The organism is Enterobacter sp. JMULE2, assembly GCF_013337145.1.
In the GTDB taxonomy this organism is placed as follows: Bacteria; Pseudomonadota; Gammaproteobacteria; order Enterobacterales; family Enterobacteriaceae; genus Enterobacter; species Enterobacter mori.
On record NZ_SGWD01000011.1, the window covers coordinates 1 to 21352 of the forward strand.

Consider the following 21352-nt stretch of genomic DNA (forward strand, 5'->3'; position numbering starts at 1 on the left):
TCTCTTCGCACAATGCATGCAGCCCGCCACCGGCTGCAATCTTTTGGCTGGTCGCCGCCTGCAGAGTGTGGATGTGAGACAGGGTGCGGAATTTCTCCGGATTTTGCAGCCAGTATTCCGTTCCCATATCGAATGGATTGGCTGCGACAGCAACAATGCTGAGAGCGTCACGCTCCTGTGGAGTAAGGTCGATCAAGTCATGCAGACGCGAGACTACATTATGGCGCTTTACCCGGTAACTGGACTGGTAATCCTCCTCATCTTCCACATCTGCGACTTCATCAAAACGACTCAGTACAAATACAGTTCGATCGAGCAAATTCAGGGTACGAAACATCCATTCAAGATCTTGTTTATGGCTCTCTTTGATGGGATTGGTTGAGTTCATGACATACAGAATAAGGTGCGCTTCGCTGACGTACTTCTTCGTCATGTCTTTATATTTTTCAACAGAACGGGTTTCCTCATCAAACTGTTCTTTAAAACCGAAAAGCCCTGGTGTATCAATCAGGACAAAGTCCGAGCCCACATTGTAAATTTTCACCTCACTGGACGACTCCTGATGGCTGATGTTCATGGTCGTCTTGTCGAGTTTCTCCATCCAGGCAGCCGCAATAGACGTTTTACCCTCCGAAAAACCGCCAATTAATGCGATATGCAGTTTTCCATTGGCTGCACTTTCTTGCGCAATTTCTAATTTGTGAAGCAAATAGGGTTCTATTTCGATACCCAATTCTTTACCCTGCTGTAAAAAAACCTTAAGATTATTAAGAGTTTCAATGTTTTTTGATTTCTGAGATTTAAATATATCCAGTGTATGTTCCATTATTTATCTCCTGAAGCATCAATGACGAGTGAAAGATGTTGTAAACTGGCGATTGCATTAATCAGAATGTGATTATCATCGGAGGCCTGATGGAATGGCTCTTCAAGATTTTTCTTGATTTCATTAATTTTTTCTTCGAACTCCGGGAAAACCTTATGGATAATGCCTTCAATCATTTCTTTAATATTATTTGCAACCTTTTTAATATTGTCATCTGCGGATTTTCTTTGCTGCGATTTTTTGTAATCAGAGCTGAAAAAGCCGCGTACAGCTTTATAAAAAGAAAACACCATACCTGCTAAAGCAGGTGCAAGCACAATCCAGCCTGCAGGATTCCAGAATAGCAGCGCGCCACCAGTCAGGGTAGCGATCAGGCTGGTTACTCTAACACCATTATCGATATCTACATTCAAATCAAACTGCCTGTTTATCTTATACCCCTGCAGTTTTGAGTAACTCTGAACAATATCAAGCGAATATTTCTGGAAGCGTTCTACAATATCTCCCATCTCGTCATTGAATTTTTCAAACTCCGTTTTAAAGGTATCACGGAGGTTATTCTCTGTCTTACAGAGGCAATCTTTAATGAGTATTTCCAACTCATTTTTAAAACCTTCATTGCTAATGTCGCCATTTATTTTTTCGTAAACTCCCTCACGAACACTCTTGCTAAAAAAATTAATCACATCTTCACTCTGGTTGTGAAGGCGTATTTTTAAGGAAGCAAGGGCATTATCAAGCGTTTTGTTAACATTGCAGGTATTTTTTTGTAATTCATTAACAACTCTGTCAAAATTATGTTGTGCCTCACTCAGACCGGACGTAACATTGTCAAGCGTTGTACGTGCTTTATTAAAATTTGATCGCGTGATTTTGGCTTTGCTGTCTGACACCAGCTGCCTGGTCAATAAAGACAGAAATCCCTTCAAGCCTGTTTTTTCCAGAATCGTATCGCGATCTAGTTTTTCTAATAACTTGTCACGCTTTTTGGCGTTTTCTGAACCAGGAAGCAAATGTTCAGCCACGCTCAAAAATGCTGGCATCGCGCTCACTGACCAGGTACTGCAATAATTATCCCCCAGTTGCTCGCTCATCTTTTTATTAAGATCATCCAGACTGAGCTGCTCATCTTCGCTGATAAGAGCAGGACGGGTTAGCTGCTGCGGATTAGTAAGGCGCTTGTTAAACAGCGTCCAGACTTCTGTTTGCGCATTCAGATGTTTTTTTATTTTATCAAGCGTTCCTGGTGTTGTGTCATCACCTTTTTGTGGTGCTGTCGGCTTGCTGGTAACGTAGAAAACAGCATGAGCTTTTTCGACCGCACTTTCTATTTGCTCCAGAACTTTACTCTCCTTTCCTTCAATTCCAGGCACATCAAGAAGTGCAAAACGCTGGCCATCTGCTTTGAAAGAGTACAGGGTCGTATTCATAGTAAAATCGGACATGCCTGAGCCGATGATTTCTCCATCAGCCATCAATGACAGTTCGTCCAGTTTACTCTTCTGTTTAGCCTGCATTTGTCGCAGTGCATCGATGTCAGAATTGCAGTCTGCTTTTTCCCTTAGCATGGGTTTAAGCGTTTCGCTCTTTTCGTATGCCAGCGCTTCTTTCAGGCTATGAAGTCGCTCTTTCTCTTTTTGCCCGGCAGTTTTTATCCACAAATTGATGAATTTACGCCACAGTGAAAATTTCTGGCGCTGTGTGAAAATAAGTGCGGTGATAGATTCTATCTGTGTCTGAAAGGCCTTTTCACGATTCAGATATTCAATATTTATGGCATCAATTGCATGAACGAGTTCACAGCAACGTTTTTCTTTTTCGCTAATGGCGTTTTGCAGCTTGTTGATATCGTTTTCAGTAAGCCGATGCTGCGACTGAAATTCACGAAACGCCTGCTGGCGGGAGAGCTTACCGGGCTCCCTGAGCAAAATACGCAGGGTTTCGATAATAGTTGATTTTCCGGCATTGGTTTCGCCATAAAAGGCAATCGTGAATGTATCCCACTCCGTGTTCTTCTGAAGGCTTTCAATATCGAAATTCAGTTGCTGACGCAACTCATCAACCTTGCTACGTAAAAGCTCACAGGCTTTCTGGAGCTTTGTATCATCTGTAGTCGATGTCAGTCTTTTCAGAATGCGATCAACCTCCAGTGATATTTTTTGATATACCTTTTCAGGGGTAAAAACACCAGCATCCATAATTATCTTCCGTCTTAAAAAGTTTATTCATTCCTGTACTTATTTACATAATTAATTTTTAAAATTATTTCCATGGTAACAAACGTAATAACACATTCAGCACAGCACTCTCTTTTGTGTTGTATTTGACGTCTAAATCTGAATTACCACATTTCAGGCATGCTTCAAAAGCGGTAAGTCCTTCTTGCAAGCAATCGGAAGTTTGCGGAATGTTTTTCTTCCAGCCGCATTGTTTACACGAAACGGTTCGTGGTGGGATCGGCATAACCATATTTAAGCCCTTATCAGAATTGATTTTCAATCACTCATTAAACGAACCCATCGCGTCTTTCATCAAGTGCATTAGCTTTTCTGCTGCGCACCTTACGCGTGAGTCAAGAAAGAACACACTATCAACGTCATTGACCTGACAGATAACTCTGTCAGTGATGATTTTTGCTTCGCACTACATCGCTATTGCCAGTACTGTGCAGCATATACTGATCTATTTTAACGATCAATTAGCAATTATTGATCGTTTTTATCTATCGATATAGCAAATCAATAACAGGCAATTGATCGCCAAATCCTTTCAAATAAATGAAAGGCTTACAGAGCACACAGGGGAAGAAATGGCCGGAAAAAGCAGACAGTAAGCGGCTTTAGCCTTAAGTGATGTTTGAATTTAACACGCATTTAATGCAACGAGGATGTATAACCTGCGGTAACCAAAAGAGACTTTTTGTTAACAAAATTGAGAAGGGTATAAAGTCAGGACGGGGGCACACCTTCAGGCCGTTTCTGACTGCGAACCCGTCCTGGCTCCGCCGACGAATGCTCATAACTCGCCCCCGGCTCAAAAACAACAATATTGACAATAAGCACGCGGGTCACGTTGTTCTCTTCAACGACAACGCTCTGAACACGTCTGCGTTTCAGCACGTTGCCTGCAAAATCCCTCTCTTTTTCTTCCGCTCCGCGCGCCAGTATTGATATGTCGCGACCGGTACGGTACGCATTCGTCTGGTCGTAACACCATTCCAGAAAATCTCACGCCCATATTACTCATGTGAAGAGCAGGAAGAACCGCTTCCTGCATCGCTATCACAGGAGGCACTCATACCCAGGCTCCCCCCCGCCCCTGAGGCGACACGAAAAATGAAATCCCCTTCTTTAGTGACCGTACCGGGACAGCCTTTATGAAAGAACAGGAAACCCGTCATGACCGCCTGGCGCTCAGGCTTTCCGTTATCATCAGTCGCCTGATGGCGGGCGAATCGCTCGCCCTCAGACCTCTGAGTGAAGAGTTTGGCGTCTCACTCCGCCCCTCCAGCGCGACATTCAGCAGCGTCTGCTCCATCTTGATATTCAGCACGATGGCCGCTGCTACCGTTTGCGGACAAATCCGCTCAGGGATAATTTACACAGGGTATTTTCCTTTATCCGTAACACCGGTATAGCGAAGCTCCTTCCCGGTCATAACCGGCACCTGTTGCAGCTTCTGACGGCAGAATCGGGCATCCCGCCCTGCATCATCGGGCATGCACCGCTTAAATCACACGATGCCTTATCCACGTTTTTCTGCTCACTGGCACAAGCCATCAGCGGTCAGCGTTGTATTTCCCTTCAGGCTGACGGGAGAGAGTACAGCGGACTTGAGCCTTACCGACTTATCCACTCAGGAGAAGCCTGGTATCTGGTGGCCTGCCATTCGGGCAGCCTTTGCGTGTTTGACCTGACAACCATCATGCGGTCTCGCTGAGCGGAGAGGGTTACACGCACCGGGAAGAAATTATCCGTCTGACGACAGACGACGACTTTATTTCTTCCCTGCCCAGCTTTGCGCTGACTGTCAGCGTACTGCGCCGCGTTTCACCGCTTCACATCAGCAACGTCCATGCTTCCCCCGGGGAGCATGGCACGTCGTCTTATGCCCCCTGAAGGGCACACCGGCCGGTTCCGCGTCACAGCGGAGCCGGCTTTCTTTTATCCTACCCCGGAGGTTTTATGTACCGTGACGCCCCACCCGACGAATACGATACCTGCCACGACGATGCGCTCAGCGAACCGTCCCCCGACACGCCACGAGGCCTGCAGGCCGTTATGGGCTGGCTCTATGACCGCGCCGTCAGCGGCATCGCCGGCATTGAGTCTGCCGCCACCCTCGCTGAGCGCTACCTTGACGACGCCGGCGGCGATGCAGCCCTTGCCGCCCGCAACATGATTCGCTGGGAGAGCATCAAGGCCGGCAGCAGCGGCTTTCTCTCCGGCGCAGGGGCCTGGCCGCCCTTCCGCTCACCCTGCCCCTCAATATCACCAGCGTGCTCTTTATCCAGACCCGGCTGGTTGCCGCCCTCGCCTGCCTTGGCGGACACCGCCTCTCCGACGAGCGTATCCGCGCCCTCTGCGGGCTCTGCCTGTGCGGCAACGCCGCAAAAGCCCTGCTCCAGGACATGGTGATGAAGATGGCGGAGCAGTGGACGCCCGTCCTGACCTGCCGGGTTGCGGAGAAAACCCTGGTGCTCATGCTCGCCCGCACCGGGATGAGCACCGGCGGCCAGCTGGTGCGCCTGCTCCCGCTGGCGGGCGGGGTGGTCAGCGGCACCGTGGATGCGGTCTCCACCCGCACCATCGGCCACCTGGCCTTTGACACCTTCCTGCACACGCCGGCCCCCGGGCTGCCGTAAGCCCGGCCGTCATATCCTCACGCTTTAAAACCGGGACCGTCCTCTGCGGGGGACGGCCCGCTCTCTCATGCCAGCAATAAGGAGCCCACAGATGCGCTTAGCCAGCCGTTTTGGTCACATTAACCAGATACGCCGTGACCGTCCGTTAACCCGCGAAGAGCTGATGCACCACGTCCCCAGCGTCTTCGGAGAGGACAAACATGCTTCCAGAAGTGAAAGATATACGTTTATTCCCACCATCACCCTGCTGGAGAACCTGCAGCGCGAAGGGTTTCAGCCGTTCTTTGCCTGTCAGTCACGGGTTCGTGACCCTAATCGTCGGGAGCATACAAAACACCTGCTCCGCCTGCGTCGGGCCGGTCAGATAAACGGTCAGCATGTGCCTGAAATCATTATTCTTAATTCGCACGGAGGCGAATCCAGTTTTCAGTTACTTCCGGGCATCTTCAGAAGCGTGTGCACCAACAGCCTGGTCTGCGGCCAGTCGTTTGGCGAAATTCGCGTGCCCCACCGCGGCGACATCGTCGGGAAAGTGATTGAAGGCGCTTACGAAGTACTCGGCATTTTTGACCGGGTGGAGGAGAAACGAGAGGCTATGCAGTCGCTGCTGTTACCCCCACCTGCACAACACGCGCTGGCGAACGCCGCACTGACGTACCGTTTTGGCGAAGAACATCAGCCGGTGACCGCCGCGCAGATACTGACGCCCCGCAGGTATGAAGACCGTCAGGACGACCTGTGGTCAGTTTTCAATCGTTGCCAGGAGAACCTGCTGAAAGGTGGTCTGCCAGGACGTACTGCCAAAGGCAAACGCAGCCATACCCGCGCGGTCAGAGGCATAGACGGCGACGTTAAGCTCAACCGGGCGCTCTGGGTAATGGCAGAAGAACTGCAGCAGGCGCTGAGCTGATGCCACCGCTGCCTGATAACGCCCGCCAGGCCCCCCTTAATCCGACCGCTCTGGAAAACAATCCCTGCAGCCGCTCCATCTCCGATGACGACCTGTGCGCCTGGTGCTCACACCTGCTTTATCGTCCCGGTGAACTCAGTCTCTGCCGCTTAAGCCTCCCGGAGGGTCACTGGCCGTCACGCTGTGATGAGGACGGCTATGCGCAGTCCTGCCCGTCACTCCGGCTTAACCAGCATCCCCAACCCGATAAATAAACAAGGAAAAAGTCACATGTCCGACATTATTAACCTTAACGATACCCTCCCGTTACAGTCACAACCTGCCGGTGCCGGTCCTGAACCAGAGCTGACCGCCACTCTCGTACAGGACGAACAGCGCATCGGCTTCTGGCCGCAGCACTTCGGCAGCATCCCGCAGTGGATAATCCTTGAGCCAGCTGTCTTCGCCTGGATGGACCGCTTCTGTGCAGACTACAGCGGGGGTATCTGGCAGTTTTACACGCTGAGCAACGGCGGGGCATTTATGGCCCCGGAAGCTGACGGTGACAGCAGTGAACCCTGGTCGCTCTTCAACGCGATGAACGGCAACGACGCAGAGATGAGCGCCGAAGCCGCAGGCATTGCCGTCTGCCTCATGGCCTACAGCCACCATGCCTGCCGCACCGGCAGCGAGGCCATGACCGCGCACTATTACCGACTGCGGGACTACGCCCTGACCCACCCTGAACGCAGCGCCATTATGCACATCATCGACTGAGGTATGCCGCCATGGAACAACAGTTACCGCTGTTTGCCCGTGAATTACCCCCTGCCGGCCAGCTGACGGTCAGGGAAGCCTTAACCCTGCTGGAAGGGCAGCTCCGTGAACCCGGCGCGTCATTTACGTCCAGCAATGCCGTGCGCGACTGGCTGCGCCTGCATCTCGCCGCGCAGGAGAGGGAGTCGCTGATGGTGCTGTGGCTGGACAACCAGCACCGCCTCATCGCCTGCGATACGCTGTTTATCGGCACCATCAACAGCATCACCGTCCATCCACGGGAGGTCGTGAAGGCCGGGCTTCACCACAACGCTGCCGCAGCGATACTCGCGCACAATCATCCGTCCGGAGAGGCTGAGCCCAGTCAGGCCGACAGACGAATAACAGAACGCCTGAAACAGGCCCTGGAGCTGGTCGGTATTCGCCTACCGGACCACCTGGTGGTGGGGGGTATGGATATCGTCTCGTTTTCTGAGCGCGGCTGGCTTTAATGAGATAAACAGCGATGAAGATTATCAGCAAACGCCAGGCGATGGCGATATACCGCCAGCACCCGCAGTCCCGCCTGTTTCGCTTCTGTAGCGGAAAGTACAAATGGAGCGGCAGCGTCTGCCACTATGCCGGCCGGGAGGTACAGGATATCAGCGGCGTGCTCGCGGTCTTCGCGGAGCGCCGCCAGGACCGCAACGGGCCGTATGTCGTATTGCGCAGCGTTACCCTGAATTAACTTAACTTTAAGGATAACCCACTTTGTCGAATCAAACACCGGCAGCACCCCATGATATCAGTGAACCCTGGTGGGGTCTGCAACGCAGCGTGACCCCGTGCCTGGGCGCACGGCTGGTGCAGGAGGGCAATCGCCTGCATTACCTGGCCGACCGCGCCAGTATTACCGGGACGTTCAGCGACGCCGACTTACGCCATCTGGACCAGGCATTTCCACTGCTGTTGAAGCAACTGGAACTGATGCTCACCAGCGGTGAACTCAGTCCCCGCCACTCGCACAGCGTTACGCTTTATGCAAAAGGACTGACCTGTGAGGCCGACTCCCTCGGTTCGCACGGGTACATCTATATAGCGATTTACCCAACACCACCTGTAGCACAATCCGGAGGCTAATCGCCATGACGCATGCCTGTAAAATCAGCGAGGTTATTGAACGGCTGCAACAGCATCAGCACGACGAGGTCGTCTTATGTTCACTCTGGTACGAAGACGATGTACGTAATGTGGATGACGCTGTTACCACAGAAGAGGCCAGAGCGGCATTACGCCATGCTGCCAGCCATCACGACGCAGAACAGGGCATTAACTGGTTCACACTGGAAGCCGCGCTGGAAGCCATCCGGCAGTAACATACCGCGTTAAATCCCTCCGCCATTCATTCCTTTCATTTATTTAACAGAGATAACTTTAATGAAGATTTTACCTGTATCCCGAAACCGGGAGGCATCGTCGCGCCTGTCACCTGTAGAAATCTGGCAGCAACTTCTTACGTATCTGCTGGAAAGACATTACGGCCTTTCGCTTAACGACACACAGTTTGGCAACGACGGTGTCATTCAGCAGCATATCGACGCCGGGCTCTCACTGTGCGATGCCGTAAATTTTATCGTGGAGAAATACGATCTGGTGCGCACCGATCGTCGCGGTTTCAGTGCGGAAACACAGTCACCGCTTATCAGCAGCATCGATATTCTTCGTGCCCGTAAGGCTACCGGACTGATGACCCGCAGCGGTTACAAAGTGGTGACCAATATCACCGGTGGCAAATACAGCGGGGAGGTCCAGTGAAGCTGTCCGTTAACGTGGAAGCCGACGCCATCAACGTTCTGGCCCTCAACATGGGCCGGATCGTCCTTGATATCGACGGCATTGAACTCTCTGAACTGATCGCCGCAGTAAACCAGAATGGCTGCACGCTGCGGATCGCAGATAAGCCGGGTTCAGCAATCGTTGAATCATCACTTCCCCCCTTTACGTCATTACCGGGGATCTGCTGCAGTACAGCCCACATCACTGCGGAAGACAATTCGCTGCTGTATGCCCTGTCGCATCAGGATATTGATTTTGGCGAGTCGGAATGGATCCACTACTCAGGGGCCGGCTACCTGCTCCGCCTGGAAGCATGGTCGTTTCCCGTGTTGCGCCTCAAACGTCTCGGTCTTTCAAAAGCCTGCCGTCGCCTGATAGTGACGCTTATCCGTCGTTACGCCGTTGGCATTGTCCATCTTGATGCCTGCGGCGAAGTGCTGCCAGGCTTTACCACCTTTGAATGGTAACCCGACATCAGTCACAACAGGGAGTTCTGATGCCAGAATTAACCACCGAAGCCGCTCTCAACATTCTGATTGAGTGGCTGAAGGACAACATCGATTGCGGCAGCGTGATCATCTTCGACAACGATGAAGACAATACCGATTCCGCCAGGCTTTTACCCTGGATCGAACAGGCGCGAAACGACGTACTGGATCTGCGCCATCTCCGGCTTCTGCAGAGCGCCCGCTCCTGAACGTGACAGACGCCATAAACGCCAGCCCTTACCGGCTGGCGTTTTTGTTTATATATAAGGAAGACACAATGTCAGACATTATCCACACTGAACCTGAAGTATTAACCGGGCACACCGGTGTGATTTGCTCCACCAGCATCGAACGCATTGTCACCGGACGTCACGCTGCACTGGCGCAGATTGAAGCGCTCATTCAGCAACTCGACGATATCTCAGCACTGACAGCCAGTATCGGCGGCGGCAGAGCGAATGAGTGGGCAGTGCGCCAGTACCGTTACGACTGCTGGCTGATGGAGAAGCCCGCAACCGCGATGAAAGCCATCACCCGCAATCTCGATCGCAGCCTCTGGCGCGACCTGATGCAACGTTCGGGTATGCTTTCGCTGATGGACGCACAGGCCCGTGAACAGTGGTACAACAGCCTGGAGAAAGACGATATTCCTGCTATCTGTGAAGAAAATATCCTCAGCACATTTAAACAATTGCACCAGAGCAAAGGCGAGGTGTTTGAGCGCGGGGTGATTAACGTTTTCAAAGGTCTGAGCTGGGATTACAAAAGTAATAGCCCGTGCAAGTTCGGCAAAAAGATCATCGTGAACGGACTGGTGAAACACGACCGATGGGGATTCGGGCTTAACTGGGGCTGGCAGCGCGATCGGTTAGCAGATCTGGAGCGTATGCTGATGTTGCTGGATGGAAAGCCGGTTCCCGACAACCGGGCCGACGTGACCCGTCGGTTGGGCGATCATATCCATGAGAACAGGCACCGCAACCGCTATGAAGATGAGATGTTTGTGATTACGTATTTTCAGAAGGGGACGGCGCATATCGTATTCAGACGAGCGGATCTGACTGAGAAACTGAACGACATCATTGCCAGACACTATCCGGGCATACTGCCTTCTTCCGTATAAGTGTATCTCCTCAGCAATGATCTCCCGGTTGAAACCTGAGTTGCAGGGGCGTTCCAGTCTCTCTATCATCACAGGTAACAGCTCAACCGGGGTCAACTATACTCCATGGTTAACAACTTCAGTACGGGGGCCTTATTGGGGGCTATAAATTTAGAGTTGAAAACAAAATCCATTTTAATTCAAATATTTGAAGTTTTAAGTTTCCTCTCCAACAGGGAGAGGGAGAATTATCAGAACGCGGTCTTACAAAAGCCCGTCATCTCTTTCAGGCCCATTTCGCGGCCAAGCTCGGTCATCGGGTGCACCACCACCAGGCCCCGGACGCTTTTTTTCAGCTTGCCCATGTCGGCTTGCTCTTTTTTGGTGATCGCACGGCGGTGTGGCATGTTCATCAGCTTTTGCGCTTCTTTGCTCAGCTTCTGGCCCTTCACTTCGCGCAGACGCTCGATTTCTGTTTCCAGCGTGGCAGCTTCTTTCTCCAGCTCGGCGTACTTCTCAGCGGAATCAACCAGGGAGAGGCCAGCCATCTGGTGGCGGATCAGATCCAGACGGTCGCTCAGGCGTTTAATTTCGTTCTTTTCGACTTCTTTCATGACAAATGACTCTAAATCGGGGGAATTTACAGGAAGGATACACCAATGTGCGCAGGCTTACTTCTGAAACGCTTTTTTTAAGCTGATTCGGGAAATCAGCTCAGTCAGGGAAAGTACCATGGTGGAACGGACAACCTGTTGATAACGCAGCTTTTGCATCGCGTACAGCTCAGGATCGCTGTTATCAAAATGGGGCGCAGGGGGCAATGCGGTAACGCAGTGTAATTCGCCGAAAGGCCCAAGAATTTCATCATCAGTAAAAGTGTACTCATTACCGTCATGATTTAACTCTTCGCGTAACGCCATCAGCAGTTCAGCGTCTTCATACTCTGGCCTGCTTAGCACGCCAAGGCCGTAAATCAGCTTCAGACGCACTGAAAGATCGCCCAGCGGTCCGTCTCCGTCCAGTAACGGTTCTACAGCATATTTTACCGCGTAGTCGTCTTTGCGAAACACCTGAAGCACCAGGATATTGACCGCCTCAGTTAACAGTTCGACGGCGGCAATCAGGAAACTTCGTACGGTTTTGCCAGCATTCAGACGCTCAAGCACACGGTTTTCAAAGGCCTGGGTTTGTTCCATTATTGCCTGCATATCTGACAATCTGTTATTCGGGCGCAGGCTAACCTGCGCCGGACTCTGTATCATTTGGTTGCGTTATATGCGCTTACCGCCTCCGCCACCACGTCGCTGTTGGCGTCCAGACCGGAAATCTGCGCCAGCGCAGCTTGCGCGCCGTTGTCGTCAATCAGCTGAGCCAGCTCAATCGCCTGCGGATCCTGCTCGCTGCGGTAGTGCATTGCGGCCGCGATCCCTTTCACCAGGTTAGCGTGTGGCAGGCCGTATTCCAGCGTGCCCAGCAGCGGCTTAATCAGGCGATCGCCCGCGCTCAGTTTACGCAGCGGCTGACGACCCACGCGCTCAACGTCATCTTTCAGATACGGGTTTTCAAAACGACCGAGGATTTTCTGGATGTATGCCGCGTGTTTATCAGCATCAAAACCGTAGCGTTTGATCAGCACCGCGCCGCTCTCTTCCATTGCCCCTTTCACCACCGCGCGGATCTTCTCATCGAGGATCGCGTCACGAATGGTCTGATGACCGGCCAATTTTCCGAGGTACGCGGTTATAGCATGACCCGTGTTCAGCGTGAAGAGTTTACGTTCGACAAATGCCATCAGGTTATCAGTTAATTCCATCCCCGGGATGGTAGGCAGGGTGCCTTTAAACTGGGTTTTATCGACGATCCACTCGCTGAAGGTTTCAACGGTCACTTCCAGCGGGTCGTTGGTTGCAGATTCTGATGGCGGTACGATACGGTCAACGGCGGAGTCGACAAAGCCGACGTGCGCTTCAACCCATGCTTTGTCTTCGTCAGCGACAGCCGCCAGAACGTGACCTTTCAGCTGCGTGGTGCCGCGCACCATGTTTTCGCAGGCGATGATGTTCAGCGGAGCGTCGTTGCCCTGTGCTTTACGCTTCGCCAGACCTTTTGCCACCGCAGGCGCGATACGCTCAAGCACCACCGGACCTACTGCAGTGGTGACCAGATCAACGCTGGCAATCAGGTCGATAACGTCGTCGCCAATGCTGCTTACCGCATTCACGCCCGACACGGTTTCAACCTGCTCGTTTTCACCCACTACGTGGACCTGATAGCTATGACGGGCATTCAGGGCATCCAGGACCACCTGATTCACATCGGCAAACGTCAGCGTAATGCCCGCGTCTGCCAGCAGTTTGCCGATAAAACCACGGCCAATGTTACCTGCGCCAAAATGTAATGCTTTCATAGTATTAACCTTCATTAATGTTTTTACCCGAGAGGGCTGGGGTGAGGCTTTTCCCTCACCCTAACCCTCTCCCAAAGGGAGAGGGAATAGTTGGAACTTACTTGTTCAGCAGTGCCAGAACTTCTTCAACGCTTTCAGTCTGTGCCAGGCGCTCGATAACAGACTCATCGTCCAGCGCGTTGGTCAGGCTGGTAATCACCTGAATGTGCTCGTTGTTGCGTGCGGCAATACCAATCACCAGACGGGCAATGTCATCTTCTTCTTCGCCGAAGCGCACGCCGTCAGGGTACTGACAGAACACCACGCCCGTTTTCAGCACGCGGTCTTTTGCTTCAACCGTACCGTGCGGAACCGCGATGGATTCACCCAGGTAGGTTGGGGTCAGTTTTTCACGTTCCAGCATTGCGTCAACGTATTCTGGCTGAACGTAGCCGCCTTTCACCAGCTGCTCACCGGCAAAGCGAATCGCTTCTTCCTTGTTGGTCGCGGTACGACCGAGGAAGATGTTTTCCGCGCCCAGTTTGAACAGGTGAGCATTGCTCTCGTCGAAGCTGTCCTGCAGGCTGCTACGCACTTTGACTTCGTTATCTTCGTGACGCTGGGCCGCAACCAGACGCTCTGTCAGGCTGGTGTACAGGCCGCTGTCGAGGAAGTTAGTCAGCGAAATGTGCTGCGCCTGAGGCACCTGACGCATGGCGCGTTCGGTCAGATCGCGGTGCGTGATCACCAGGTCAACGTCCGGCGGCAGGCTGTTAATCGCGCTGTTAGTGACAGAGATATTGGTCAGACCCGCATCCTGTACTTTCTTACGCAGCACGCCTGCACCCATTGCGCTGGAGCCCATACCGGCGTCACAGGCAACGATGATTTTACGCACGTGGCTCAGGTCGTTAGAAACATCGCCAGCGGCCAGCGGGGTAGCGCCTTTGGATTCCGCTTTCATGTCGTGCATACGACGGGTGGCCGCTTCGATATCGTCGTCTTCTTTCACTTTGCTGGTTTTCAGCAGGATAGACGCCACCACGAAGGAGACCGCCATCGCCGCACAGATCGCCGCGATGTTAGCGAAGTAAGCCCCTTTTGGCGTCATCGCCAGTACCGCCAGGATAGAGCCCGGAGACGCTGGAGAAACCAGACCACCGCCCAGCACGCTCAGCGTGAACACACCGGTCATACCGCCGAGGATAACGGCCAGGATCAGACGTGGGTTCATCAGCACGTACGGGAAGTAAATTTCGTGGATACCGCCCAGGAAGTGGATGATAGCCGCGCCGCCCGCAGACTGCTTAGCGCTGCCGCGACCAAAGAACATGTACGCCAGCAGAACGCCCATACCCGGACCCGGGTTCGCTTCAATCAGGAAGAAGATGGACTTGCCGAGGTCATGGGACTGCTGAATACCCAGCGGTGAGAAGATACCGTGGTTGATGGCGTTGTTGAGGAACAGGATTTTCGCCGGTTCAACAAAGATAGACGCCAGCGGCAGCATGTCGTGCGCAACCATGAAGTTAACGCCTGCTGCCAGAATTTTGGACAGCACTTCAACCGCAGGGCCAATGCCCATGAACGCCAGAATCGCGAGGATCATCCCGATGATGCCCGCAGAGAAGTTGTTCACCAGCATTTCGAAGCCGGATTTGATCTTGCCATCAACCCAGACGTCGAATTTCTTAATCGCCCAGCCGCCCAGAGGACCGGCAATCATGGCGCCGAGGAACATCGGCATATCCGCACCGACGATAACACCCATGGTTGTGATGGCACCCACGACGCCACCACGGTCACCGCCGACCAGACGACCACCGGTGAAACCGATGAGCAGCGGCAGCAGATAGGTAATCATTGGACCAACAAGCTTCGCCAGCGTTTCGTTAGGCAACCACCCTGTCGGAATGAACAATGCAGTGATGATACCCCACGCGATAAACGCGCCGATGTTTGGCATCACCATGTTGCTGAGGAAACGACCAAAGCTTTGAACTTTGATCTTGAAATCGGATGACATAAAACACCCCTTCTTATGTTTACGCTTAGGCTTGCGGCCCGAGGTTTATCGTTAATGTGCGGCGGCAGAGGTAGCCGGGCCCTGTTCTGATGCTGTGAAATCTGGCACTGAATCGTTCAACTGTCCAGACAGCGAAAATTTGTGTGATCTCAGTCACGTAAATGTAGGGGGTGGGGCGAATAATGAAGTGATCCCCATCACAAAATCAGTGTGTAAAATAAATACATCGCGTAGAAAAGAAGCAAAACCACCCCTGTTTTGCGATCAGTGTCACATTTCTCCGCCGCGTGTTTGTTTCTGAGATGTGACTGGATTCACAAAATATTTTTATGCAGATTTGTCTGCATGTGATCCCTGGCAAACTTTGCTTTGCCATTCGACGCCAGGATGAAAGCAAGCAACACGGAAAGCTAAAAAACCACTTTTAAGATGTGGTATGGCAAAAAAAAAAGGTAGATTACGCTCATAATGTAAGGTTAAGTATATTATTATTCAGGATATATTTTGACACGCTTATAAACTTGCATGGAGATATTATAAAAACCGATACTCCCCGCCTTTGAAATAAAAGTATTGCTCTTTTGTTTAAAAATAAATTAATTAGGCTGCACACTGTTTTATTAATTTAATGAGTTGACGTTGTTTAAGTGAGGAGAATATGTTTCTCAACTATTTTGCGCTGGGTGTATTGATTTTTGTATTTCTGGTTCTGTTTTACGGAATCATCGCTATTCATGACATCCCTTATAATATGGCGAAAAAACGTAACCATCCCCATGCCGATGCTATCCATACGGCGGGGTGGATAAGCCTGTTTACGCTCCATGCCATTTGGCCGTTTCTGTGGATCTGGGCGACCCTGTACCGTGAAGATCGCGGTTGGGGGATGCAGAACCATATCGCCACGCCTGACGAGGTTCCCGGCATGGATGCGCTGACCAGGCGCGTGGCAGAATTAGAACAAAAGCTGGCCGCGTCACAACCCGCTATTGATAAGAACACGCTGGAGCACTGATCATGGATCTGTTAATTATTCTGACCTATGTGGCCTTTGCGTGGGCTATCTTTAAAATATTCCGTATTCCGGTCAACCAGTGGACGCTCGCCACCGCCACGTTAGGTGGGGTATTTATTGTTGCGGGCCTCATCTTATTAATGAACTATAACCATCCTTATACCTTTACGGCGCAAAAAGCGGTTATTTCCATTCCGATTACGCCGCAGGTTACGGGGATAGTTACAGAAGTCACCGATAAAAATAACCAGCTTATTAAAAAAGGCGAAGTGTTATTTAAACTGGACCCGGGCCGCTATCAGGCACGCGTCGACAGGCTGAAGGCAGACCTGGTGACCGCCACGCACAATATCGACAATCTGAAAGCACAGCTCTCGGAAGCGGTCGCTAATACGACACGCGTGTCTGCTGAACGCGATCGTCTGTTTAAAGATTATCAGCGCTACCTGAAAGGCAGCCAGGCGAAGGTGAATCCGTTCTCTGAAAGCGATATCGACAACGCGCGTCAGAACTACCTGGCACAGGATGCGATGGTGAAAGGCTCCGTTGCCGAACAAACGCAGATTCAAAGCCAGTTGGACAGCATGGTAAATGGCGAACAGTCGCAGATTGCTTCTCTGCGCGCGCAGTTAGCCGAAGCGACCTATAACCTCGATCAGACCGTGGTGCGTGCGCCAAGCAATGGGTATATCACCCAGGTGCTGATCCGTCCGGGTACTTACGCCGCCGCGCTGCCGCTGCGCCCGGTGATGGTCTTCATTCCTGAACAGAAACGCCAAATCGTGGCGCAGTTCCGCCAGAATTCGTTACTGCGTTTGAAACCGGGCGACGAAGCGGAAGTGGTGTTCAATGCGCTTCCGGGCCAGGTGTTCACCGGTAAACTGACCAGCGTTCTGCCGGTAGTGCCGGGAGGGTCTTACCAGGCGCAGGGCGCGCTGCAGGCGCTGACGGTCGTACCGGGCACCGATGGCGTGCAGGCGCTGATCGAACTGGAGCCAAACGCGGACGTTGATGCACTGCCTGATGGTATCTACGCCCAGGTGGCGGTCTATTCCGACCACTTCGCCCACGTCTCGGTGATGCGTAAGGTCTTGTTACGTATGACCAGCTGGATGCACTACCTCTACCTCGATCACTAATCTCTCCCGAGGCAGGAATGCGATATGCATACCTGCCTTTTTTCGCTGCTTGATCCATACTGACCTCTTTGTGAGCATTCAGGAGCAGGCAATGAAACTCATCGGCAGCTATACCAGTCCCTTCGTGCGTAAAATCTCGATTCTCCTGCTGGAGAAAGGGATTGAATTTGAATTCGTCAATGAACAGCCCTACAACGCCGAAAATGGCGTTGCGCAGTACAATCCGTTGGGCAAAGTCCCTGCACTGGTGACCGATGAGGGTGAATGCTGGTTTGATTCGCCGATAATTGCGGAATACGTCGAACAACTCGGCGTTGCGCCAGCCATGCTGCCGGCCGAACCAAAAGCGGCGCTGGCCATGAAGCAAATCGAAGCGCTGGCGGATGGCATCATGGATGCGGCGTTAACCTCCGTGCGGGAGCAGGCACGGCCAGCCGCACAGCAGTCGGAAACGGAGCTGCTGCGCCAGCGTGAAAAAATCAACCGCAGTCTGGATATGTGCGAGCAGCTCATTCGGGAAGGAAAAATTCAGGTCGATAGCGTGGATCTGGCGACCATTGCCATCGTCTGTGCCATCGGTTATCTCAACTTCCGCCACGTTTCCCCGGGATGGTGCGTCAACCGTCCGTTGCTGGTTAAGCTCGCGGAAACGCTTTGTCAGCGCGAGAGCTTTGCCCGTACCGAACCGCCAAAGGCTTGACGCGGGATATAACACTTCCCGCCAGGAGGCGGTACAATCCCGCCACATGTTAACTCCCTCTCCCGTCGGGAGGGGGGAAGATATTTACTCGCCGGGCGCATTATGACTACTCATCATTCCCTCTATAGCCAAATTCCTGCCACCGATCGTCTGCTTCGCGAACCGCGTATTCAAACCGCTCTGGAACAGTTCGGTCATACCGCGACGGTCGACATGCTACGCCAGCTTCAGGACGAAGCCCGACGCTATATTCAGGCTGAAAATGCGCTGCCCGCCTGGTGTGAGCAGTGGGGTGAGGAAGCGCAGAGAAGGCTGGGAGAGAAAACGCAAAGCGCGTTACGGCCGGTCATCAACCTGACGGGGACCGTGCTGCATACCAACCTGGGTCGCGCGCAACAGGCTGAAGAGGCGGTCGCAGCGGTGGTGCAGGCTATGCGCTCGCCGGTGACACTGGAGTACGATCTGGACGGCGCTGGGCGCGGTCACCGCGACCGGGCGCTGGCGGAGCTGCTATGCCAGCTGACCGGGGCGGAAGATGCCTGCATTGTAAACAACAACGCGGCAGCGGTACTGCTGATGCTGGCGGCGACCGCCAGCGGCAAAGAGGTGGTGGTTTCCCGCGGCGAGCTGGTGGAGATTGGCGGAGCGTTTCGCATTCCGGACGTGATGCGCCAGGCGGGCTGTACGCTGCATGAAGTCGGCACGACCAACCGCACGCATGCGAAAGACTACCGCGCGGCGGTGAATGAAAATACCGCGCTGCTGATGAAGGTCCACACCAGCAATTACCATATAGAAGGCTTTACCAAAACCGTTGATGAAGCGGAACTGGCGGCGATGGGGCGCGAGCTGAATGTTCCGGTGATTGCCGATCTCGGCAGCGGTTCGCTGGTGGATTTAAGCCAGTACGGTCTGCCAAAAGAGCCCATGCCGCAGCAGATGATTGCCGCTGGCGTGAGCCTGGTGAGCTTCTCCGGCGACAAACTGCTGGGCGGGCCGCAGGCGGGGATTATCGTCGGCAAGCGCGAGCTGATAGCCCAGCTGCAGCAACATCCGCTGAAGCGCGCGTTACGCGCCGATAAAATGACGCTCGCCGCGCTGGAAGCGACCCTGCGGCTCTACCTGCACCCGGAGAAGCTGGCCGAGCGCCTGCCTACGCTGCGCCTGCTGGGCCGTGACGCCGCCTCGATTCGCGCGCAGGCTGAATTGCTGTTGCCGCAGGTTGCGCCGCATTACCCCGATTTTGCCGTGCGCATTGAGCCCTGTCAGTCGCAGATTGGCAGCGGATCGCTGCCGGTAGACCGGCTACCGAGCGAAGCGCTGACCTTCACGCCGCGTGATGGACGCGGTAGCCACCTTGAGGCGCTGTCGGCGCGCTGGCGTGCGCTGCCAACGCCCGTAATTGGCCGTATTTACGATGGCCGAATGTGGCTGGATTTACGCTGTCTTGAAGATGAAGCGCGATTTCTGGAGATGCTGTTGAAATGATTATTGCCACCGCCGGTCACGTCGACCACGGAAAAACTACGCTGTTGCAGGCCATTACCGGCATTAACGCCGATCGCCTGCCGGAAGAGAAAAAGCGCGGCATGACCATCGATCTGGGTTATGCCTACTGGCCTCAGCCCGATGGCCGCGTGCTGGGCTTCATTGACGTACCGGGACATGAAAAATTTCTCTCCAACATGCTCGCAGGGGTAGGGGGGATTGACCATGCCCTGCTGGTGGTCGCCTGCGATGACGGCGTGATGGCGCAAACGCGTGAACATCTTGCGATCCTGCAGCTGACGGGCAACCCGCAGTTAACCGTCGCACTCACGAAAGCCGATCGCTTAGATGAGGCGCGCCTGAATGAGGTGCGCGATGAAGTACAGGCGACCCTGGGTGAATACGGTTTTGCTGATGCACCGCTGTTTGTCACCGTGGCGACAGAAGGGCGTGGTATTGACGAACTTCGCGATCGTTTGCAGCAGCTTACGTCACGTGAGCACCCCAGCCATCACCGCTTCCGTCTGGCTATCGACCGGGCCTTTACCGTAAAAGGTGCGGGACTGGTGGTGACCGGCACCGCGCTGAGCGGTGAAGTAAACGTAGGTGATACGCTCTGGCTGACGGGAGTGAATAAACCAATGCGCGTGCGTGGGTTACATGCGCAAAATCAACCCACTGAGCATGCCCATGCCGGGCAGCGTATTGCGCTGAACATCGCCGGGGATGCGGAAAAAGATGCCATCAACCGTGGTGACTGGCTGCTGGCTGACGCCCCGCCTGAGCCCTCCGGACGGGTGATTGTTTCTCTCCAGACCCATGCGCCGCTGACCCAATGGCAGCCGCTGCATATACACCATGCAGCCAGCCATATCACCGGGCGCGTATCATTGCTGGAAAACGATCTCGCCGAGCTGGTGTTCGACGCGCCGCTCTGGCTTGCGGATAACGACCGCCTGGTGCTGCGCGATATCTCGGCGCGGGAGACGTTGGCCGGGGCGCGCGTGGTGACGCTCAATCCGCCACGTCGTGGCAAGCGTAAGCCAGAGTACCTGCAATGGCTGGCGGCACTGGCGCAGGCCAGCGATGACAAGGCCGCACTGCGGATCCATCTGGAGCGTGGTGCGGTGAATCTCGCTGATTTTGCCTGGGCGCGCCAGCTGAGCGCTGAAGGGCTGCGCCAGTTAACCCGGGAGCCTGGCTTTATTCAGGCCGGTAACAACATGCTGAACGCGCCGGTTGCCGCACACTGGCAGCGCAAGATACTGAGTACGCTCGCTATCTACCATGAACAGCATCAGGATGAACCCGGTCCGGGGCGTGAACGTCTGCGACGCATGGCATTGCCGATGGAAGACGATGCGCTGGTGCTGCTGCTGATTGAAAACATGCGGGAAAGCGGGGTGATTAAAAGCCATCACGGCTGGCTGCATTTGCCGGATCACAAGGCTGGTTTTACCGCCGAGCAAGAGGCGGTCTGGCAAAAAACGGCACCGCTGTTTGGCGATGAACCCTGGTGGGTCCGCGATCTCGCGCGTGAAACCCATACCGACGAGCAGGCGATGCGGCAGGTATTGCGTCATGCCGCACAGCAGGGGCTGATTGTGGCGATCGTTAAAGATCGCTATTACCGTAACGATCGGATCGTGGCATTCGCGAATCTGATCCGCGAGTTGGATCAGGCTCGCGGATCTACCTGTGCGGCAGATTTCCGTGACCAGCTGAACGTGGGTCGCAAGCTGGCGATTCAGATCCTGGAATATTTCAACCGTATTGGGTTTACGCGCCGTCGGGGTAATGACCATCTGCTTCGCGACGCGCAGCTGTTCCCTTAAGC

24 protein-coding genes are annotated in these 21352 nt (G+C 53.5%); 18 read left to right on the forward strand and 6 right to left on the reverse strand.

The window, feature by feature from the left end; all coding sequences use genetic code 11:
• Positions 1-826 (reverse strand): LeoA/HP0731 family dynamin-like GTPase (locus EXW94_RS08595; RefSeq protein WP_174339951.1); only part of this gene is annotated, 826 nt, incomplete at its 3' end.
• Complete coding sequence (locus EXW94_RS08600) at positions 826-3024, reverse strand: hypothetical protein (RefSeq protein WP_174339952.1); 2199 nt, start codon at positions 3022-3024, stop codon at positions 826-828. The genes EXW94_RS08600 and EXW94_RS08595, both read right to left, overlap by 1 nt.
• Before the next feature lie 1178 nt (positions 3025-4202).
• Between EXW94_RS08600 and EXW94_RS08605 the strand changes: the two genes are divergently transcribed.
• The 13 genes from EXW94_RS08605 to EXW94_RS08665 all read left to right on the forward strand — a co-directional run bounded on the left by EXW94_RS08605 (position 4203) and on the right by EXW94_RS08665 (position 10782).
• The gene (locus tag EXW94_RS08605; protein ID WP_174339953.1) at positions 4203-4463 is read left to right on the forward strand and encodes a hypothetical protein; all 261 of its coding nucleotides are present in this window, start codon (positions 4203-4205) and stop codon (positions 4461-4463) included.
• Between the two features lie 861 nt (positions 4464-5324).
• Positions 5325-5690, forward strand: coding sequence for a hypothetical protein (locus tag EXW94_RS28190; RefSeq protein WP_254797823.1), 366 nt, complete (start codon positions 5325-5327; stop codon positions 5688-5690).
• 91 nt (positions 5691-5781) lie between these two features.
• Positions 5782-6600, forward strand: a complete 819-nt coding sequence (locus tag EXW94_RS08615) for a DUF932 domain-containing protein (protein ID WP_174339954.1) — start codon at positions 5782-5784, stop codon at positions 6598-6600.
• A complete protein-coding gene (locus tag EXW94_RS08620; RefSeq protein WP_174339955.1) occupies positions 6600-6854 on the forward strand; it encodes a hypothetical protein in 255 nt (84 codons plus the stop codon). Before EXW94_RS08615 ends, EXW94_RS08620 begins: the two co-directional genes overlap by 1 nt.
• Positions 6855-6870: 16 nt before the next feature.
• Positions 6871-7356, forward strand: a complete 486-nt coding sequence (locus EXW94_RS08625; protein WP_174339956.1) for an antirestriction protein — start codon at positions 6871-6873, stop codon at positions 7354-7356.
• Between the two features lie 11 nt (positions 7357-7367).
• The gene (radC, locus tag EXW94_RS08630) at positions 7368-7847 is read left to right on the forward strand and encodes a DNA repair protein RadC (RefSeq protein ID WP_174339957.1); all 480 of its coding nucleotides are present in this window, start codon (positions 7368-7370) and stop codon (positions 7845-7847) included.
• A gap of 14 nt (positions 7848-7861) precedes the next feature.
• Positions 7862-8083, forward strand: a complete 222-nt coding sequence (locus tag EXW94_RS08635) for a DUF987 domain-containing protein (protein ID WP_048961313.1) — start codon at positions 7862-7864, stop codon at positions 8081-8083.
• Between the two features lie 23 nt (positions 8084-8106).
• Complete coding sequence (locus EXW94_RS08640) at positions 8107-8475, forward strand: type IV toxin-antitoxin system YeeU family antitoxin (protein ID WP_050862682.1); 369 nt, start codon at positions 8107-8109, stop codon at positions 8473-8475.
• 5 nt (positions 8476-8480) lie between these two features.
• Positions 8481-8711 carry a hypothetical protein gene (locus tag EXW94_RS08645; RefSeq protein WP_174339958.1) on the forward strand — a complete coding sequence of 77 codons (231 nt, stop codon included), beginning with the start codon at positions 8481-8483 and terminating at the stop codon, positions 8709-8711.
• A gap of 61 nt (positions 8712-8772) precedes the next feature.
• The gene (locus EXW94_RS08650; protein ID WP_174339959.1) at positions 8773-9150 is read left to right on the forward strand and encodes a TA system toxin CbtA family protein; all 378 of its coding nucleotides are present in this window, start codon (positions 8773-8775) and stop codon (positions 9148-9150) included.
• Complete coding sequence (locus tag EXW94_RS08655; protein WP_174339960.1) at positions 9147-9638, forward strand: DUF5983 family protein; 492 nt, start codon at positions 9147-9149, stop codon at positions 9636-9638. The genes EXW94_RS08650 and EXW94_RS08655 overlap by 4 nt, the downstream gene beginning before the upstream one ends.
• A gap of 29 nt (positions 9639-9667) precedes the next feature.
• A complete protein-coding gene (locus EXW94_RS08660) occupies positions 9668-9868 on the forward strand; it encodes a DUF957 domain-containing protein (protein ID WP_174339961.1) in 201 nt (66 codons plus the stop codon).
• 68 nt (positions 9869-9936) lie between these two features.
• Positions 9937-10782, forward strand: coding sequence for a DUF4942 domain-containing protein (locus EXW94_RS08665; protein ID WP_174339962.1), 846 nt, complete (start codon positions 9937-9939; stop codon positions 10780-10782).
• A gap of 230 nt (positions 10783-11012) precedes the next feature.
• On the opposite strand, the gene EXW94_RS08670 is transcribed toward EXW94_RS08665, so the two are convergent.
• The 4 genes from EXW94_RS08670 to EXW94_RS08685 form a co-directional block, all read right to left on the reverse strand.
• On the reverse strand, positions 11013-11375 hold the full coding sequence (locus EXW94_RS08670) for a YibL family ribosome-associated protein (RefSeq protein WP_010436679.1): 363 nt from the start codon (positions 11373-11375) through the stop codon (positions 11013-11015).
• 57 nt (positions 11376-11432) lie between these two features.
• The gene (gene mtlR / locus EXW94_RS08675; protein ID WP_010436680.1) at positions 11433-12023 is read right to left on the reverse strand and encodes a mannitol operon repressor MtlR; all 591 of its coding nucleotides are present in this window, start codon (positions 12021-12023) and stop codon (positions 11433-11435) included.
• Positions 12020-13168, reverse strand: coding sequence for a mannitol-1-phosphate 5-dehydrogenase (gene mtlD / locus EXW94_RS08680; RefSeq protein WP_010436681.1), 1149 nt, complete (start codon positions 13166-13168; stop codon positions 12020-12022). Before mtlD ends, mtlR begins: the two co-directional genes overlap by 4 nt.
• A 97-nt stretch (positions 13169-13265) precedes the next feature.
• Positions 13266-15173, reverse strand: coding sequence for a PTS mannitol transporter subunit IICBA (locus EXW94_RS08685; protein ID WP_010436684.1), 1908 nt, complete (start codon positions 15171-15173; stop codon positions 13266-13268).
• Between the two features lie 658 nt (positions 15174-15831).
• Here EXW94_RS08685 and EXW94_RS08690 point away from each other — a divergent pair.
• The 5 genes from EXW94_RS08690 (at position 15832) to selB (ending at position 21350) form a co-directional block, all read left to right on the forward strand.
• The gene (locus tag EXW94_RS08690) at positions 15832-16188 is read left to right on the forward strand and encodes a DUF3302 domain-containing protein (RefSeq protein WP_108418119.1); all 357 of its coding nucleotides are present in this window, start codon (positions 15832-15834) and stop codon (positions 16186-16188) included.
• Positions 16189-16190: 2 nt separating this feature from the next.
• Positions 16191-17327, forward strand: a complete 1137-nt coding sequence (locus tag EXW94_RS08695) for an HlyD family secretion protein (protein ID WP_126817128.1) — start codon at positions 16191-16193, stop codon at positions 17325-17327.
• Positions 17328-17418: 91 nt separating this feature from the next.
• Positions 17419-18027, forward strand: a complete 609-nt coding sequence (locus EXW94_RS08700; RefSeq protein ID WP_174339963.1) for a glutathione S-transferase — start codon at positions 17419-17421, stop codon at positions 18025-18027.
• A 102-nt stretch (positions 18028-18129) separates the two neighbouring features.
• Positions 18130-19515 (forward strand): L-seryl-tRNA(Sec) selenium transferase, encoded by a 1386-nt coding sequence (selA, locus tag EXW94_RS08705; RefSeq protein WP_174339964.1) that lies wholly within the window; start codon positions 18130-18132, stop codon positions 19513-19515.
• On the forward strand, positions 19512-21350 hold the full coding sequence (gene selB / locus EXW94_RS08710; RefSeq protein WP_174339965.1) for a selenocysteine-specific translation elongation factor: 1839 nt from the start codon (positions 19512-19514) through the stop codon (positions 21348-21350). Before selA ends, selB begins: the two co-directional genes overlap by 4 nt.
• Positions 21351-21352 lie beyond the last annotated feature (2 nt).

Excerpts from the sequence above, each read along its gene's own strand:
- EXW94_RS08600 (WP_174339952.1), bottom strand. The coding sequence starts at position 3,024 with ATGGATGCTGGTGTTTTTACCCCTGAAAAGGTATATCAAAAAATATCA.
- EXW94_RS08605 (WP_174339953.1), top strand. The coding sequence starts at position 4,203 with ATGAAAGAACAGGAAACCCGTCATGACCGCCTGGCGCTCAGGCTTTCC.
- EXW94_RS08615 (WP_174339954.1), top strand. The coding sequence starts at position 5,782 with ATGCGCTTAGCCAGCCGTTTTGGTCACATTAACCAGATACGCCGTGAC.
- EXW94_RS08620 (WP_174339955.1), top strand. The coding sequence starts at position 6,600 with ATGCCACCGCTGCCTGATAACGCCCGCCAGGCCCCCCTTAATCCGACC.
- EXW94_RS08625 (WP_174339956.1), top strand. The coding sequence starts at position 6,871 with ATGTCCGACATTATTAACCTTAACGATACCCTCCCGTTACAGTCACAA.
- radC (WP_174339957.1), top strand. The coding sequence starts at position 7,368 with ATGGAACAACAGTTACCGCTGTTTGCCCGTGAATTACCCCCTGCCGGC.
- EXW94_RS08635 (WP_048961313.1), top strand. The coding sequence starts at position 7,862 with ATGAAGATTATCAGCAAACGCCAGGCGATGGCGATATACCGCCAGCAC.
- EXW94_RS08645 (WP_174339958.1), top strand. The coding sequence starts at position 8,481 with ATGACGCATGCCTGTAAAATCAGCGAGGTTATTGAACGGCTGCAACAG.
- EXW94_RS08650 (WP_174339959.1), top strand. The coding sequence starts at position 8,773 with ATGAAGATTTTACCTGTATCCCGAAACCGGGAGGCATCGTCGCGCCTG.
- EXW94_RS08660 (WP_174339961.1), top strand. The coding sequence starts at position 9,668 with ATGCCAGAATTAACCACCGAAGCCGCTCTCAACATTCTGATTGAGTGG.
- EXW94_RS08665 (WP_174339962.1), top strand. The coding sequence starts at position 9,937 with ATGTCAGACATTATCCACACTGAACCTGAAGTATTAACCGGGCACACC.
- EXW94_RS08670 (WP_010436679.1), bottom strand. The coding sequence starts at position 11,375 with ATGAAAGAAGTCGAAAAGAACGAAATTAAACGCCTGAGCGACCGTCTG.
- mtlR (WP_010436680.1), bottom strand. The coding sequence starts at position 12,023 with ATGATACAGAGTCCGGCGCAGGTTAGCCTGCGCCCGAATAACAGATTG.
- mtlD (WP_010436681.1), bottom strand. The coding sequence starts at position 13,168 with ATGAAAGCATTACATTTTGGCGCAGGTAACATTGGCCGTGGTTTTATC.
- EXW94_RS08685 (WP_010436684.1), bottom strand. The coding sequence starts at position 15,173 with ATGTCATCCGATTTCAAGATCAAAGTTCAAAGCTTTGGTCGTTTCCTC.
- EXW94_RS08690 (WP_108418119.1), top strand. The coding sequence starts at position 15,832 with ATGTTTCTCAACTATTTTGCGCTGGGTGTATTGATTTTTGTATTTCTG.
- EXW94_RS08695 (WP_126817128.1), top strand. The coding sequence starts at position 16,191 with ATGGATCTGTTAATTATTCTGACCTATGTGGCCTTTGCGTGGGCTATC.
- EXW94_RS08700 (WP_174339963.1), top strand. The coding sequence starts at position 17,419 with ATGAAACTCATCGGCAGCTATACCAGTCCCTTCGTGCGTAAAATCTCG.
- selA (WP_174339964.1), top strand. The coding sequence starts at position 18,130 with ATGACTACTCATCATTCCCTCTATAGCCAAATTCCTGCCACCGATCGT.
- selB (WP_174339965.1), top strand. The coding sequence starts at position 19,512 with ATGATTATTGCCACCGCCGGTCACGTCGACCACGGAAAAACTACGCTG.